Annotated in this window: 13 protein-coding genes; 3 read left to right on the forward strand and 10 right to left on the reverse strand. The window is 40.0% G+C overall.

From position 1 onward, the window contains the following. Nucleotides 1-453: 453 nt before the first annotated feature. Nucleotides 454-1,656 (reverse strand): aminotransferase-like domain-containing protein, encoded by a 1,203-nt coding sequence (locus BEGALDRAFT_RS01160; RefSeq protein ID WP_002682812.1) that lies wholly within the window; start codon nucleotides 1,654-1,656, stop codon nucleotides 454-456. Between the two features lie 226 nt (nucleotides 1,657-1,882). Then, the gene (locus tag BEGALDRAFT_RS01165) at nucleotides 1,883-3,052 is read right to left on the reverse strand and encodes a cation:proton antiporter domain-containing protein (protein WP_002682814.1); all 1,170 of its coding nucleotides are present in this window, start codon (nucleotides 3,050-3,052) and stop codon (nucleotides 1,883-1,885) included. Between the two features lie 264 nt (nucleotides 3,053-3,316). Here BEGALDRAFT_RS01165 and lysS point away from each other — a divergent pair, with 264 nt between their 5' ends. The 3 genes from lysS (at nucleotide 3,317) to bfr (ending at nucleotide 6,167) form a co-directional block, all read left to right on the forward strand. Further along, nucleotides 3,317-4,840, forward strand: a complete 1,524-nt coding sequence (lysS, locus tag BEGALDRAFT_RS01170) for a lysine--tRNA ligase (RefSeq protein ID WP_002682827.1) — start codon at nucleotides 3,317-3,319, stop codon at nucleotides 4,838-4,840. Between the two features lie 7 nt (nucleotides 4,841-4,847). Then, nucleotides 4,848-5,279, forward strand: coding sequence for an OsmC family protein (locus BEGALDRAFT_RS01175; protein WP_002682831.1), 432 nt, complete (start codon nucleotides 4,848-4,850; stop codon nucleotides 5,277-5,279). A gap of 399 nt (nucleotides 5,280-5,678) precedes the next feature. Beyond that, a complete protein-coding gene (bfr, locus tag BEGALDRAFT_RS01180; protein ID WP_002682833.1) occupies nucleotides 5,679-6,167 on the forward strand; it encodes a bacterioferritin in 489 nt (162 codons plus the stop codon). Between the two features lie 26 nt (nucleotides 6,168-6,193). Here bfr and BEGALDRAFT_RS17695 read toward each other — a convergent pair whose 3' ends face one another. The 8 genes from BEGALDRAFT_RS17695 to BEGALDRAFT_RS01220 all read right to left on the reverse strand — a co-directional run bounded on the left by BEGALDRAFT_RS17695 (nucleotide 6,194) and on the right by BEGALDRAFT_RS01220 (nucleotide 16,160). Continuing rightward, entirely contained in the window at nucleotides 6,194-6,940 is a 747-nt protein-coding gene (locus BEGALDRAFT_RS17695) for a lysophospholipid acyltransferase family protein (RefSeq protein ID WP_050978382.1), read from the reverse strand. Further along, nucleotides 6,933-8,336 carry an adenylosuccinate lyase gene (gene purB, locus BEGALDRAFT_RS01190; RefSeq protein WP_002682835.1) on the reverse strand — a complete coding sequence of 468 codons (1,404 nt, stop codon included), beginning with the start codon at nucleotides 8,334-8,336 and terminating at the stop codon, nucleotides 6,933-6,935. Before purB ends, BEGALDRAFT_RS17695 begins: the two co-directional genes overlap by 8 nt. Nucleotides 8,337-8,392: 56 nt before the next feature. Further along, nucleotides 8,393-8,977 carry a DUF4276 family protein gene (locus BEGALDRAFT_RS01195; RefSeq protein WP_002682836.1) on the reverse strand — a complete coding sequence of 195 codons (585 nt, stop codon included), beginning with the start codon at nucleotides 8,975-8,977 and terminating at the stop codon, nucleotides 8,393-8,395. After that, nucleotides 8,974-10,164, reverse strand: a complete 1,191-nt coding sequence (locus BEGALDRAFT_RS01200; RefSeq protein ID WP_002682837.1) for an AAA family ATPase — start codon at nucleotides 10,162-10,164, stop codon at nucleotides 8,974-8,976. The genes BEGALDRAFT_RS01195 and BEGALDRAFT_RS01200 overlap by 4 nt, the downstream gene beginning before the upstream one ends. A 25-nt stretch (nucleotides 10,165-10,189) precedes the next feature. Beyond that, nucleotides 10,190-10,774 carry a chemotaxis protein CheB gene (locus tag BEGALDRAFT_RS01205; RefSeq protein WP_040294834.1) on the reverse strand — a complete coding sequence of 195 codons (585 nt, stop codon included), beginning with the start codon at nucleotides 10,772-10,774 and terminating at the stop codon, nucleotides 10,190-10,192. A 17-nt stretch (nucleotides 10,775-10,791) separates the two neighbouring features. Next, nucleotides 10,792-11,622 (reverse strand): CheR family methyltransferase, encoded by an 831-nt coding sequence (locus BEGALDRAFT_RS01210; protein ID WP_040294835.1) that lies wholly within the window; start codon nucleotides 11,620-11,622, stop codon nucleotides 10,792-10,794. 182 nt (nucleotides 11,623-11,804) lie between these two features. After that, nucleotides 11,805-15,053 carry an efflux RND transporter permease subunit gene (locus tag BEGALDRAFT_RS01215; protein ID WP_002682848.1) on the reverse strand — a complete coding sequence of 1,083 codons (3,249 nt, stop codon included), beginning with the start codon at nucleotides 15,051-15,053 and terminating at the stop codon, nucleotides 11,805-11,807. Between the two features lie 15 nt (nucleotides 15,054-15,068). Further along, on the reverse strand, nucleotides 15,069-16,160 hold the full coding sequence (locus tag BEGALDRAFT_RS01220) for an efflux RND transporter periplasmic adaptor subunit (protein ID WP_002682850.1): 1,092 nt from the start codon (nucleotides 16,158-16,160) through the stop codon (nucleotides 15,069-15,071). Between the last annotated feature and the right edge of the window lie 266 nt (nucleotides 16,161-16,426).

A 16,426-nucleotide genomic window follows, 5' to 3' on the forward strand; every position in this document is an offset into this window, starting at 1 on the left:
AGTTTGGAGAGCAAACGTAGGATAACCTGAGTTCGGCGAGTTTTATAAAATAAAACAGAGACCTGCTAGGTTTTTAAAATCTAGCAGGTCTGTCAGAACACGCGAAAAGGGTTGACCAGACAAGATTAAAATATTGTCTGAATCAGGATTTTCAGAATTAGCAGAATTAACAGAATTTAAAACCCTCAAACCAAAAAGTCAGGTGAATGACGCTTTTTAATCCTGCTAATCCTGAAAATCCTGTGAATCCTGATTCAGACAAGCTGTTGTCTTTTTTAAAAAACTCGCAGAACTCAGGTTAAAATAAAAACCTGCTAGGTTTTTAAAACCTAGCAGGTTTCTGTTTTACCAAAACATATAGCAAACGTATTATAAAACGACATGAAGGACTGGCAGTCCTAGATTTAAATCACTTTATGGTACGGTTACTATATCGCTTAATTCAGGCTGAAACTATGCTGCACAAGCAGTTCGTTCTAACAGTAATTGTTTAATGGCAGAGCCTAAACGTTTAATTCCTTCTTCAATCATTTGTGCGTCAGCATTGGAGAAATTTAAACGTAAGGTATTGTTACCACTGCCGTCCACATAAAAGGCTTTACCGGGAACAAAAGCAACGTTGGCTTTGGCAGCGTAATCAAATAAATCCATTGCACTCAAACTGGGGGGCAATGTCACCCATAAAAACATTCCGCCTTCTGGACGGGTATAGGTCACTTCTGGCGGGAAATTTTGCTCAATTGCAGTCACCATTAAATCACGCTGTTGCCCATAATGATGTTTAATTGTCGCAATATGTTCGTCTAAATCGTTATCCGTTACGTATTGATAAACAAGACGTTGTGAGAGCGTATTAGATTGTAAATCTGTGGCTTGTTTGGCAATGACTAATTTATCGATAATTTCACGATTGGCGCATATCCAGCCTAAGCGTAAACCAGGGGCAACAATTTTTGAGAAAGAGCCTAATAAAATGGCTTGGTCGCCTAAATAGCTTTTTAATGGGGCTAAATCTTCTCCGATAAAACGTAATTCGCCATAAGGGTCATCTTCAACAACAAGGGTTTGTTGTGCTTGAAAAACAGTCGCAAGAGCGCGACGCTTGGCTTCTGAGTAGGTAATGCCAGAGGGATTTTGGAAGTTAGGAACGGTATAAAATAATTTTGTGGGTTGTTGCGCAAGTAATATGGCTAGTTGTTCTGTATCAATGCCATCGGCTTGCAAGGTTGCGGTATGAAATTGTGGTTCATACAGGGAAAAGGCTTGAATTGCTCCCAGATAGCTGGGTTTTTCTAACGCGACAAAATCCCCTTTGTTTAAGAAGATTTTACCAATTAAATCTAATCCTTGTTGTGAGCCATTGGTTATTAAAATTTCATCGGGGTGAACTTTTAAGCCATGACGTTTGGCATAACGTTGGGCAATATATTCCCTTAAGGGGGTATAACCTTCCGTTGTACTGTATTGCAAGGGATTAGCGACTTTATCTTGCATGACTTTCGCAGTGGCGGCAATGATAGGCTCTACAGGGAAAAAGCGCGGGTTAGGCAATCCGCCTGCAAAGGAAATTATCTCAGGGTTCTCAGTGACTTTAAGAATTTCGCGGATGAAAGAACGGTGCGCACTCTGCATTCTGTCTGCAAATAGAGAATTCATAATATTCAGGTGTCCTACAAAAAAATAGAGAAACTAATCTCAACTATAAAACAGTGGGAATTTAGCGTTAATAACTTAAGTTGTAATCGGTGACAATTTTTAGAATGGATATGACGCACACTGTTTAACCGTTGCAGATTGGGTAAATCTGCTAAAAAAATATTTTAAAAGCAATCTTATAGATTAAGAGTGCTTTGAGTTAAACAGATAAATGACCACCTCTTGTTTAATCCCGTCGCAGTCGGTCAGAAACCGCAACGGGTGTCGGATAATTCAGAACAATAAAATAAGATGATGCGATAAAAGTAAGAATTGTCGTGGCTTGAATTAAATACGACGCAGAATCGCCGATAATTTTCGTATTTAACGCAACAACCGCAATTAATAATGAAAATTCACTTACTTGTCCCAAACGAACCCCCATTTCTAAAGATAAGCGGGGCTGCTCTTTCATTGATACCAGTAACCATTTAAAAATATAGGGTTTAGCGACTAACATGATGCTGGCTAATATCAGCGCAGGTAGTAATACGTTGTAAAGCACATCCAGTTTTAAGGTTGCCCCTAACGTGAAGAAAAATAGGACTAGAAAAAAATCGCGTAAGGGTTTCAAACTTTCTGCAATAAAGCGCGAAATAGGATGGCTTGCCATGACAACACCGCCAATAAATGCGCCGATTTCATGCGACATTTTTAACTCATTTGCCAGCTCTGCCATGCCTAAACACCAGCCTATGGTGACTAAAAATATATATTCTTGAATTTTGTCAAACTTCATTAATAACGGGGTTAAGACATACCGTTGAAATAACTGCGCAAATATAATTAGTAATGGCAAACTGAGCGTTAATAAAGCGACATCCAACAAGGGCGAACTGCCTTCTTTACCCAAGCCTTTTAAAACTAATAAAGTAACAATAGCAATTAAATCTTGTAATAACAAAATACTGACAATAATTTCTCCTGCATGTTTATGATGCAAAACCGTCGTTGGTAACAACTTTAAGCCTAAAATAGTGCTAGAAAAAGTCATACTAACCCCTATCAATAAGCACTCTAACGCATTAAAACCAAATATCCAGCCAACAACAGCACTGATAAACGCAAAAGCAACAGAACTGCCGACAGTGACAACCGTCGTTTTATGCAACATTTTTAATAAATCTTGCGGTTCTAAATGTAACCCCAATAAAAACAATAAAAAAATAATCCCGATATCGGCAATTCCCCCAATTAACAAGGGACTAGAAACCACCGCAAAGACTGAAGGACCCAGTAAAATCCCTAATAAAATGTAACTGACTAATAAGGCTTGTCGAGCGTATAAAGCCAATGTCGCCACAACGGCACAGCCCGCAAAGACAACAAACATGTAAAATACCATTAACTCGCCCATTTCGATAACATCCTGTGTTTTTAAGCATTAAATCATCATCATTTTTTCCTACTGCATTATAAAATGAAAAAGTGCTTATATTTTTGGTAAACTTTCAATTTATTTAACTAACAAGTCTGCGACAACCTAGGGTCGGTTACACGCGCTAAAACGCGATATTTATAACAACACAGGCTTGCTTTTACTTTTAGTAGAAAAACTGATTTTTTTGCAAGCATAAAGCCGAATCACCCTATTTCTGAGTTAAAAAATAAAGGTAATTAAATGACTGAACAAACTGAGCAACTTACGCCTGCTACTGAACCCCAAGACGAGAACGAACAAATTGCTTTGCGTCGTGAGAAATTAGCGGCTATTCGTCAAGCAGGCATTGCCTTTCCGAATGATTTTCGTCGCAATAGCACCGCGCAACAGTTGCATGATGAATATGCTGAACAAAACAGCGAGACATTAGAAATTCGCAATGTGCGTGTCAAAATTGCAGGTCGCATCATGACACGTCGGATTATGGGCAAAGCGGCATTTGTCCACATTCAAGACATGAGCGGACGGATGCAATTGTATTTGAAAAAAGAAGAATTGCCTGAAGGGACTTATGAAGAATTTAAACATTGGGATATTGGTGACATTATCGGTGTGCACGGTGTTATGTTTAAAACTAAAACAGGCGAATTATCAGTTAAAGTCAGCTCAATACGCCTGTTGAGTAAAGCCCTACGCCCCTTACCTGAAAAGTTTCATGGCTTAACTGATCAAGAAACCTGCTATCGTCAGCGGTATCTTGATTTAATAATGAATGAAAAAACGCGCACAACCTTTAAAACACGCTCAAAAGTCATTGCGTATATTCGTAATTTTTTAATTGAAAAAGACTTTTTAGAAGTTGAAACCCCAATGATGCACGTCATTCCCGGTGGTGCGGCGGCGCGTCCTTTTGTCACTCATCACAATGCGTTAGATATGCCTTTATATCTACGAATTGCCCCAGAACTTTATTTAAAACGGCTAGTTGTTGGGGGATTTGAGCGAGTTTTTGAATTAAACCGTAATTTCCGCAATGAAGGGGTTTCTACCCGTCATAATCCTGAATTTACCATGCTTGAATTTTATCAAGCCTATGCGGATTACACGCACTTAATGGATTTAACAGAAGAATTCTTCCGTGGTTTAGCCGAAAGCCTGTTAGGTTCTACCCTCGTGCCTTATCAAAATGAGGTTTATGATTTTGGGAAGCCTTTCGAGCGTATTTCCGTTAAAAATGCAATTTTGAAATATAATCCTGACATTCGCCAATCGGATTTAGAAGATTTAAACACCATTCGCGCCTTAGCAAAACGCTTGGATATTCATCCTCATGCCAATGATGGTGTGGGTAAAATTCAGATTGAAATCTTTGATAAAACCGTCGAGCATTTATTAAAAGACCCGACTTTTGTCACGGAATATCCAACTGAAATTTCTCCCTTAGCACGGATGAATGACAAAGACCCAAGCATTACCGACCGCTTTGAGTTATTCATCGGTGGACGTGAAATTGCGAATGGCTTTTCCGAATTAAATGACCCCGAAGACCAAGCAGAACGTTTCCGCCAACAGGTAGAAGCCAAACAAGCAGGCGATGAAGAAGCGATGCATTACGATGCGGATTATATTCAAGCCTTAGAATATGGCTTGCCCCCAACCGCAGGCGAAGGGATTGGCATTGACCGTTTAGTCATGCTCTTAACGAATCAACCCTCGATACGTGACGTTTTATTATTCCCGCATTTACGTTTAAAACACGAGTAATACAATCATGCAAGTACGGATTAAATGGGTAGAAAATGCCTGCTTTGTTGCGGAATCTGGTAGCGGTCACGCCATTGTTTTAGACGGCTCGCCAGAAATTGGCGGGCGTAATTTGGGCGCACGTCCGATGGAATTATTGCTGATGAGTTTAGGCAGTTGCTCGGCAATGGACGTAATCAGCATTTTAGAAAAATCTCGCCAAGATGTGACTGATTGTGTGATTGAAGTCTCAGGCGAACGAGCGGAAACAATTCCGAAGGTTTACACCAAGATACATGTGCATTACATCGTGACAGGTCGTCAACTGAAAGACCCACAAGTTAAACGGGCGGTAGATTTATCCGCTGAAAAATATTGTTCTGTTTCTGCTATGTTAAAACTGGCGACAGAATTAACTTATGATTATGAAGTGAAAGAAGAAACACCCGCGACAACTTAATGAAAAAGCGGGATTTGTAAGGCGTTTGTCTGAATCAGGATTAGCAGGATTAACCTGAGTTCGGCGAGTTTTATAAAATAAAACAGAGACCTGCTAGGTTTTTAAAACCTAGCAGGTCTTTTTTTGTCTGAATCAGAATTCACAGAATTTTCAGAATTAGCAGAATTAAAAACAATTAAAAACATAATTTTTTATTCTTTTAATTTTCTTGTCTTTTTAATTCTGAAAATTCTGTTAATTCTGAAAATTCTGATTCAGACAAGCTGTTGTCTTTTCAAAAGAAACTCGCCGAACTCAGGTTACTTAAATCGACTACAACTGGCAAAGAGTATGCAATAATACCGCTGTTGAAATGTAATATTTCAACCTCTCAAAAGGCACGATAAAAAGGAGTACATGATGCAAGGTGATAATGGCGTTATCAAACATTTAAACCACTTACTGGCGGGAGAACTGACCGCTATCGACCAGTACCTGATTCATTCACGGATGTATCATAACTGGGGTTATCATCGTTTATACGAAAAAAGTCATCATGAAATGCAGGAGGAGATGGAGCACGCGGATTGGTTAATTAAACGGATTCTGTTCTTAGAAGGCACGCCTGATTTATCCGTGCGTCATGGCTTGAAAATAGGTAAAACTGTCCCTGAAATGCTCGGCAGTGATTTAGACCTAGAATATAGTGTCGTCAAAGAGCTGAAAACGGTGATTGCTTACTGCGAATCGGTTAAAGATTACGTTACCCGCGAAATGTTAGAGCAAATGCTCGACGACACGGAAGAAGACCATGCTTATTGGTTAGAAAAACAATTAAGCCTGATTAAGCACATTGGCTTACAAAATTACTTGCAAGCCTGTATGGGCGAGGAAGCCTCAGCTTCTTAACTTGAGAATATTCAGAACGGGGCGAGCTAATTCGTCCCGTTTTCAAATAAATAGCCGTATTGTGTAAATGCTCGACGGCGAATTTCCGCTAAGGTTTGCGCTTGAAAATTAGGGTCGCGTTTATCAGGTAGCCCTTCAATTTTTTCATACACCATTTCCAATTTTGCAAAGGGAAAGGGTAAAACAAATTTATCCCAGCTTTTTAAATGTATGCCCCAAAACGGTTTTTTACCTTGCGCTAAATTGACGTAAGTAAAAAAAACATGTCCATCAGTTGCCCGCGCACACAAAGCAACGCCCTGTTTTGGTTCTAATGCAGGCCCTTTAGGACCATCAAAAGTTACTCCAACAGGGATTTTTTGCCGAATAAAGCCCAATAATTCCCGCAAGCCATCACTCGCACGATTTGAGGAAGAACCGCGTGCCGTTGAAAATCCACGTTGATGCAATAAGTGAGTGATTAATTCCCCATCTTTGCTAGAACTGGCTAAAAAAGCGCAGGGTTTGCCATCAAATGCGAGTAAAAACACGAGTAAATGCAAATGTGGCCCCGCAAAGATAGGGCAATGACCCGCTTCCATATCGGCGAATACCGCCTCAATGCCTGTTTTTTTAATTCGTACTGTTTTTAATAACAATAGGTAGTAGGCATATACCAGATAATAAGCGACATAAAATTTTAAGCGTTTTTTATCCTGTAACACGTGCAAACTGGCTTGCCACGTGTGGCGGAAACGTTGCCATACCGTGCGGGTCATTTTTAACTCAGGCATATTTCGGGGTTTTTTGTTTTACTCTATCGACAATGGCTTGTGCTTGCGCTGCTGCATTGCCGATGTAGGTTGCTGGAATCATCACTAATAAGCGTTCTTTTTCTGCTTCAGGAATTTCTAAGGCTTTGATAAACGCTTGTAAACGGGCTTGGTCTATGGTGCGACCGCGCGTTAATGCCTTTAATTTTTCATAGGGTTGCTCAATTTGATAACGACGCATCACCGTTTGAATGGGTTCTGCTAATACTTCCCAATTGTTATCTAAATCGGCACTTAATAAGGCTTCGTTAATCTCTAATTTTGCCACGCCTTTTAAACAAGATTCGTAAGCAATGACACTGTGCGCAAAACCTACGCCTAACGTCCGCAACACGGTGGAGTCAGTTAAATCTCGTTGCCAGCGAGAAATGGGCAATTTATTGGCTAAATGTTCCATTAAGGCATTGGCAATACCAAGATTTCCCTCAGCATTTTCAAAATCGATGGGGTTGACTTTGTGTGGCATGGTGGAAGAACCCACTTCGCCCTCTACCAATTTTTGTTTGAAATAACCTAAAGAAATGTAGCCCCACACATCACGACAAAAATCTATCAGAATCGTATTAAAGCGCGTTAAAGCATTAAACAATTCTGCAATATAATCATGTGGTTCAATCTGAGTAGTGTAGGGATTCCATGATAAGCCCAGTTGCGCCACAAAATCTTCTGCAAAACTTTCCCAATCTAAATGCGGATAAGCGGCTAAGTGGGCATTGTAGTTACCGACTGCGCCATTCATCTTGCCAAATAGGGGGACTTGTTGGAACTGTTCACGTTGCCGATGTAAACGATAGACTACATTAGCAATTTCTTTCCCTAGTGTTGTTGGCGAAGCGGGTTGCCCGTGCGTGCGGGAAAGCATGGGAATTTTGGCGTATTTGATGGATAAATTGCCTAGTACATCAATGAGTTGTCCTAATAAAGGTTCAATCACCTGTTTCCGTGCATCGCGTAACATCAGCGCGTAGGAAAGATTATTGATGTCTTCAGAGGTACAAGCAAAATGAATAAATTCATTAATCGCCATCAATTCTGGTATTGGTGCAATTTTTTCTTTTAAAAAATATTCAACCGCTTTGACATCGTGGTTGGTTTTGCTTTCGATGTCTTTAACCTTTTGCGCTTCCGCAGGACTTAAGTTAGCGACTAAATTATCTAAAAAAGTTTTTGCCGATTCGCTTAAAGCGGGTACTTCGGTAATTTCTGGCACACTGGCTAAATATTGTAACCAACGGACTTCGACTTGTACGCGGTAACGAATCAACCCAAATTCGCTAAAAATTGGTTGTAAAGCAAGTGTTTTGTGATGATAACGCCCATCAACTGGCGATATAGCAGTGAGCGGAGTCAACTCCATGGAAAGACCTATCTAACGTTAAAAGGGTGAAAGATGAAAAATAATAAAAAAAGCAATTAGTTTTGAAAATTTGAATTGTCTAAAATGGTGATAATTTTTTGTAATCCTGATAAAAATATATTAAAGCTAGTGGATTGATTAGTATTGGGTTCTATAGATAAATAAGCCCCTATCGCACGCGAACCAGAAACTTTTTGATAAAGACCGTCGGTTAATTTTGTAAGTTCTTCAGCTGCATTTGCTAATTTATCGGGATTGCGATATTTACGGTTATCTTGTTTTTTGGAAAGGTTTTTTATATTCAGTCCTTTTTCTACGGCACTTAAATCGCCTAAGTACCAACTTTCTAGTTCATGACAAGCAATTCTAATTAAAACATTGGGTTTATCTGCCGTTTTTAAGACTAAATGTTGTTTTATTGTATAGCAATCACCGCTGTCTTGGTCGCGTAAAATAATAAAATAGTCAACGGGACAATGCCAATTTTTGATTTTACGGGCAATATTCTTTTCTAAGTCTTGTTTGCCCTCGAAAACAATAAATTGATAGTGAAAATCTTTTGTGGGCAATAAACGCGGTAATAATAACTGTAACATTTCTCTGGCTGAGGGTTCTTCTAAGAAAAAGACTAATAACTTCATTGTGGGTCTATCCCATCAAAAAATCCCTGTTTCCATAAATATCCTAATTGATCACCTTCTTCTACAAAGCAACGTAATTGTTGATTATCTTTAGCCCGCTTTATCTGTGTATAGCCATTCTGTTTAACCAGCCAAAAAACTTCTTCTAATTTCAATGCATTTAAAAAATCAGGGGAGTGTGTGGAGACAAAGACTTGACCTTCTCTCGGTGGATTTGAATAAGCTCGAAATTCTTCCGCTAACTCCCATAATAGTTTGACATACAATTGATTTTCTGGCTCTTCTACACAAAGTAAGGGGTATGGCTTTGGGTCATATAATAACAAGAGATAAGCAAACATTTTAATAGTACCATCAGACACATATCTATCAATAAAAGGGTCTTGAAAAGCACCATCTTGGAAGCTGAGTAATAATTTACCATCAGGGGAGCGTATGGTTTTTATATCGGAAATACCTTGAACACGTTGCTTCATAATCGTAATGATTTTTTGAAATAATGCTGGATGATTTTCTAAAATATAATCAGTAACTTGTTGTAAGTTATCTCCTGTTACAGAAAGATGTTCATGATAATCTGCATCTTTGCTACCACGGGCTAAATTAATATGAAAGTCAGAAATATGCCAATTTTCTAACAGTTGACGAAACGCATAAGCGGCTTTAAAGCGTTGAAACTGTCCTAAGCCTTTAATGGCTAATGTCGTTGGGTCTAATGTTTCCTCTTCGCGGGTTAATGCAGTATCTGCTTGATTAAAATCTTGTTCATTGGTGATGGCATAGCCTTTTCCTTGTTGAAAATCTAAAAAATGGAAGGGTGAACCGTAAACACCTCGCTTATAGCGTAAAACTTCTCTTTCTATAATAGGTTGATTATTATTTTTAGCGATTCTTAGTAAATAAGTCACTAATCTTTCTGTATTTATAATTTTTAATCTAAATTGTATTTCTATTTCAATTATTTTATCTTCTGCGTTTCTGGATAAAACCTCATCAAATCCGCCGCGTTTTTGTAAAGCATATTTAATATTATTGATTAGACAATCTTTTAAAAAACCAAATACATCAAATAGTGTTGATTTTCCTGTGCCATTTGCGCCAACCAGTACGCAATAAGCGGGTAAGTTTTTCACTTCAAAATTTTGAAAAACTTTAAAGTTTTTTAGCCGAATAGATTCTATTCTCATTGCTAATGCCTTGTATTATTTATAATTAACGATTTGCTAAATAAGATAAATGTGTGCCGATTTGTTCTATCGGTAGGACTTTATCCACTTTTATGGCGTTAATTGCGGCTTGGGGCATTGCTTTTGCCTCAGCCGTTTCTAAGGATTGTACGATAACACAACCACCTAATTTTTTAATCTTTTTAACGCCTTGACTGCCATCACTGTTCGCACCTGTTAGGATAACCCCAATGAGCCCCTCTCGATAAGCATAAGCCGCAGTTTCAAACAGCACGTCAACAGAAGGACGGGAGAAGTTGACGGGGGCATCGATACTGAGTGAGAGGGTTTTATCTTCTTCTACAAGCAGATGATAATTAGGCGGGGCTATGTAAATAACCCCCCCCATAATACCTTCTTTTTCGTCGGCTTGTTTAACACGTAATGAGGTACAGTTACTAAGAATATTAACAATATAGCTATCGGAGTCTGGGTGTAAATGTTGGACGATTAAAATCGGTAAAGGAAATGTACTCGGCAGGGTTTTGAGTATTGCCGAGAGGGCTTTAATACCACCTGCCGAAGAGCCAATGACAACGGCTTGATAGCGTGAGCCATTGTGTTTTTTCATGCGTTGTATCATGTCAGTTAGCTATTTTTTAAGTAAATTTTTTCTTCTCTGACAAGGTCATCAAAAGCATGGGCGTAGGCAGATAAACGTACTGTTTCTTTTGAGCCTAAGCATAAAATCCCCCCAAGGCATAAACTTTCGTGAAAAAGTCGAAAAACTCGATTTTGTAAATCTCTATCAAAGTAAATCATAACATTACGACACATGATTAAATTCATTTCGCCAAAAACGCCATCTGTCGCTAAATTATGGTCTGAAAAAAGGATGTTTTCTTTTAATGTTTTATCCATGACCACGTGGTCGTAATGGGCGGAGTAGTAATCTGAAAAGGATTCTGTCCCGCCTGCTTTTTGATAGTTAGCTGTGTATTGTTTTAAGCGACTCATGGAAAAAATGCCTTGTTTGGCTTGGCGTAAAACGACTTCATTCATATCTGTTGCGTAGATTTGTGTGCGTTCATATAGCCCTTCTTCTTTCAGCAAAATTGCCATGGAATAGACTTCTTCACCTGTTGAACAGCCCGCGTGCCAAATTTTTAGAAAGGGAAATTTTTTTAAGCGGGGTATTACTGTTTTACGAATGGCTTGGTAAAAATCGGGGTCGCGAAACATTTCTGTCACGTTAATCGATAAATCTAACAATAGATTACTGAAAAACTCTTCATCGTATAGGATTTTATGTTGCATTAAAGAGATGCTGGAAATTTTGTCTTTTGATAAACGATGTTCAATTCGGCGTTTTAGTGAGGCCTTAGCATAATTGCGAAAATCGTAACCATACTTGAGGTAAATGGCTTGTAGCAGGAGTTGAATTTCAATATTTTGTACGTCGATTTCATCCATGGTCATGCCTCACTATCTGCTAGTGTGTTGCAACTAAGCAGTAGTATAAATTTTTTTCATTATTATCAGTTATATATAAGTATGTGATTATTTTTCATTTATAAAAAAAACCTTCTAGGTTTGTAAAACCTAGAAGGCTTTTAAGCACGCATGAAGCAATTTTAAATCAAGATTGCGTCATTGTCTTGTTAGGCAAAGCGTTTACGCATAAATGCATAATATAGAATGGGAATAACAATCAGTGTAAGCATGGTAGAAACAAATAGTCCGAAAATGAGAGCAATGGCTAAACCGCTAAAAATGGGGTCATCCAGTATAAAGAATGCCCCCACCATTGCCGCTAATCCTGTCAGAATAATTGGTTGCGCACGTACCGCACTGGAGCGTATCACGGCTTCTAGGAAAGGCATCCCTTCATCAACTTGTTGATTGATAAAGTCAACTAGTAGAATCGAGTTACGGACAATAATGCCTGCCAGTGCAATCATGCCTATCATGGAGGTTGCGGTAAATTGTGCGCCAAGTAGTGCGTGCCCTGGCATTACGCCGATAACGGTCAGTGGAATCGGTGCCATGATAATCAGTGGAACAAGGTAGGAGTGAAACTGCGCAACGACCAGTAGGTAAATCATTATCATTCCTACCGCATAAGCGATGCCCATATCGCGGAACGTTTCATAAGTTACTTGCCATTCACCATCCCATTTTATGCTATAGCGGTAGGGATTAGCAGGTTGTTGAATAAAATATTGTTCTAATTTGTGTTGGTCTTCAACAACGAGGTCTTTTAAAGATTCGTAAATTTCAAACATGCCATATAAAGGGCTGTCTAGTTTTCCCGCCATATCACCTGTTACCATTGTTAATGGTAATAAGTCTTTGTGATAAATCGCATTTTCCCGTTGTGTAACAATGATATTGCTGAATTCAGACAGGGGTATTAAACGACCTGAGTTATTGCGTACACGAAGGTCTTTGATGCGATCAATTTCTGCTTTATCTGCGGTGCTGTATTCTAAACGGATGGGAATGGGGTATTTAACGTTTGCATTGTGTAAAAAGCTGACATCTGTACCATGTAAAACGGTTTGAATGGCAGAAACAGCGGTATCTTGGCTGACTCCGAGTAGTGCCGCTCGACTTTGGTCAATACGAATAATCAACTTGGTTTGAGGGGCTTCAATACTGTCATCAATGTCGACGATATCGGGGGTTTTGGCGAAAACGCCATGAATATCTTTGGCGATATTTAATTGCCCTTTATAGTCTAATCCATAAATTTCAACAACTAATGGGGATTGCACTGGCGGGCCGGGCGGGACTTCGACGATTTTGACATTGGCGTTATATTTTAGACCGATGGCTTGTAGGGGGTCACGCACGGCTAAAGCGATTTCGTGGCTTTTGCGTTTACGGTGATGAGAGTCGACAAGATTGACTTGAATATCACCGACATTTGCACCAGAGCGCAGGTAGTATTGACGGACTAGACCGTTAAAGCTAATTGGTGCGGATGTGCCTGCATAAACTTGATAGTCACTGACTTCTTCAACCGTTGCGAGATAACGCCCTAATTCACCTAGCACTCGCGCAGTTTGTTCTACGCTAGTTCCTTCAGGCATGTCGACAACAACTTGAAATTCAGATTTGTTATCAAAGGGTAGCATTTTAAGTACGACATGTTGTGTGATAGGTAACAGCATTGCACCTGCAATCATGGCTAAGACAACAAGTAGTAAGAGCCAGCGTAAAATCGCACTGCGTAAAAAAGGGCGCATTAAACCATTGAAAAACCGATAAGTTACGGTTGGTTTTTCTTCGTGCGTGTGGTCATGGGTATCGTGTTCATGCGCTTGTCTATATTTTTCAAACTGTTTACGTAAGACCTTATAGGTTAGCCATGGGGTGAAAATATAAGCCACAGCAAGGGATATCATCATGCCTAAGCTGGCATTGATGGGAATCGGGCTCATGTAGGGTCCCATGAGTCCTGAAACGAATGCCATAGGTAATAACGCAGCAATCACGGTGAAGGTTGCCAAAATCGTGGGACCTCCCACTTCATCGACAGCCACAGGAATCGCTTCTAAGAGATTTTTTGCCCCTAAGTGAATATGTCGGTGAATATTTTCCACCACAACAATGGCATCGTCGACCAGAATCCCAATGGAGAAAATCAGCGCGAAGAGTGAGACACGGTTTAAGGTAAATCCCCATGCCCATGAAGCAAATAGGGTGATTAATAAGGTAATCACAACCGCTGTGCCGACAATAAATGCCTCACGCCATCCTAGGGCTAGGAAGACGAGTAGAACGACTGAGCTGGTTGCAAAAATTAATTTGCTGATAAGTTTCTTGGCTTTTGCGTCTGCGGTTTCCCCATAGTTACGGGTGACGGTGACATGTACCTCATCAGGCACAAAAACCCCGCGCATGGCTTCAAAGCGTTCTATCACTTGATTAGCAACCGCGACCGCATTCGTACCTGGTTGTTTGGCTATTGCGATGGTCACGGCAGGAAATTCACCGCGCTGCGTAATGCCACGCGATGCAGCGGCAGCCCCTGTACCAAACCATACATATTTTTCGGGTTGTTCTGCACCAAAAGAAATATCAGCAACATCGTGTAAATAAATTGGCTTTCCGTCTTTTACCCCAACGACTAAATCTCCCACTTCTTCAGGTTTAGAGAGAAAATCCCCTGCTTGAACTAGAATTTCTTGGTTATTTCGTACCATACTGCCAGCATCTCGCGTGCTGTTGCTTGCTGCTAAGGCATTCGTCAAATCAGTAATGGATAGTTGATAACCTGCTAATTTTGCGGGGTCTAAAGTCACACGAACAATACGGTCAGTGCCACCAACGGTGTAAATATCTCGTGTTCCTTGTACCCGTTTTAATTCAGATTCAATGGTGTGGGCAATATCTTGTAAATCATAACTTCCCCCTTCTTCTGACCAAAGAGTTAAAGTGACAATCGGCACATCATCAATGCCTTTTGGCTTTAGTAAAGGAGAGCCAACGCCTAAATTTTGCGGAAGCCAATCGGTATTGGAATAAATGGTGTTGTAAAGACGCACAATGGCATCGGTACGCGGTTCACCTACTTTAAACTGTACGGTAAGAATCGCCATACCAGGACGGGAAACTGAATATACATGCTCGATGCCCTCAATTTCGCTAAATTTCTGCTCGGCAGGCGTTGCAACAATTTGTTCAACATCACGGGCAGACGCACCAGCAAAAGGGATAAACACGTTGGCGAAGGTCACATTAATTTGTGGTTCTTCCTCGCGCGGTGTCACGGCTATCGCAAATAAACCCAGTAATAACCCAACTAGGGCTAATAGCGGGGTAATTTGGGTTGTTAAAAATTGTTGGGTAATACGCCCAGAAATGCCCATGCTCGCGGGCTTATCCGTATTTGTATGACTCATGTTAGTAATACCTGCTTACGGGTGGGCTGTGGCGGGTTGTGCGGTAGCAGCACGTTGCGTTTTTAATTTAATCGCAGCGTCAACGCTATTGGTAGCGATTTGCTCATTAACATCTAAGCCTGCGAGCACTTCAATCATATTTAAAGATTCTTTTCCTAATCGCACTTGACGCATAGAAACATTGCCTTTTTCATCCACCACATAAACGGCGCGAATCTCTCCACGATAAGCAACTGCACTGGTTGGCACCATCAAGCGTTGTTCAGTGCCCACAGTAAATGCAACTTTCACCAACATACCAGGATACATACCATCAATCGCTTCTGCTAATGGTAAACGCACGCGGAAGGTATGAGATTGTGCATCGGCATAAGGCACAACGGTAATTTTGTTCACAGCAATACGCGGTTTATCGGGCAAACTATGCACAATTACACTGGCAGACTGGCTTTGGCGTACCGCTGCTGCCTGATTTTGCGAAATCGTTGCAATCACCCGTAATGTATCTAAAGAAAATCCCGTCATAATCGCCTGACCGACATTTGCAACTTCGCCAACTTGAATATGTCGTTCTTTAACAATGCCACTATAAGGTGCACGAATGGTTGTATATTCTTCTTGTTGCGTTGTCCGTTTAATACTGGCTTGAGCAGTTGAAACACGAGCGCGTGCTGCGTCTAATTCTGCGGCAGCTTTTTCCATTTCAGATTCAGAAATTGCTTGTTTTTCAAAAATCTTTTTAGTTCGGTTATAAGTATCTTGCGCAACGCGCAAATTTGCTTGAGCCTCACGCAATCCTGCTTCTCCTTGCGCAACACTGGCTTTCTGCTCGATAGACTTTAAGCGCACAATCACTGTATCTTTTTTTACAAAATCATCTACATCAAAAAAAACTTCTTGTACTTGCCCTGATGTTTGTGCGGCAATAGTTGCCTCATTCACCGCTTCAATGATTCCATCAACAATGATTTCCTTATTTACCTGTTGATAAACAACGGGAATAGTTTGCAAATGGAGCGTTTTTTCTTCTGCATGGCTAGACGGGCTTATACTAAACCCGACACCTATTATTAATAAAATTCTAGGTATTATCTTGAAACGAAACATAATCAGTCACCTTGTATTGTATTCCACATCAGCCTAAGTATCTTCAGCGGAAAATCATAACATAAGTATTTTAATGGTTTCTAATATTAAGCGTTTTTATCTATCCATGAATAAAACTTATGTATATGCTCTACCCTGTGCTCTAACAGCAACTCCCATCTTGAAAATGTGCTAGTGCTAAATAAGTTAGGATTTAAACGCATAAAACCTGATTCAGACAACCCCATTAAGATTAACGAGAAAAACCAGACTTGTTTAGCACTCCC

The organism is Beggiatoa alba B18LD, from assembly GCF_000245015.1.
GTDB lineage: Bacteria > Pseudomonadota > Gammaproteobacteria > Beggiatoales > Beggiatoaceae > Beggiatoa > Beggiatoa alba.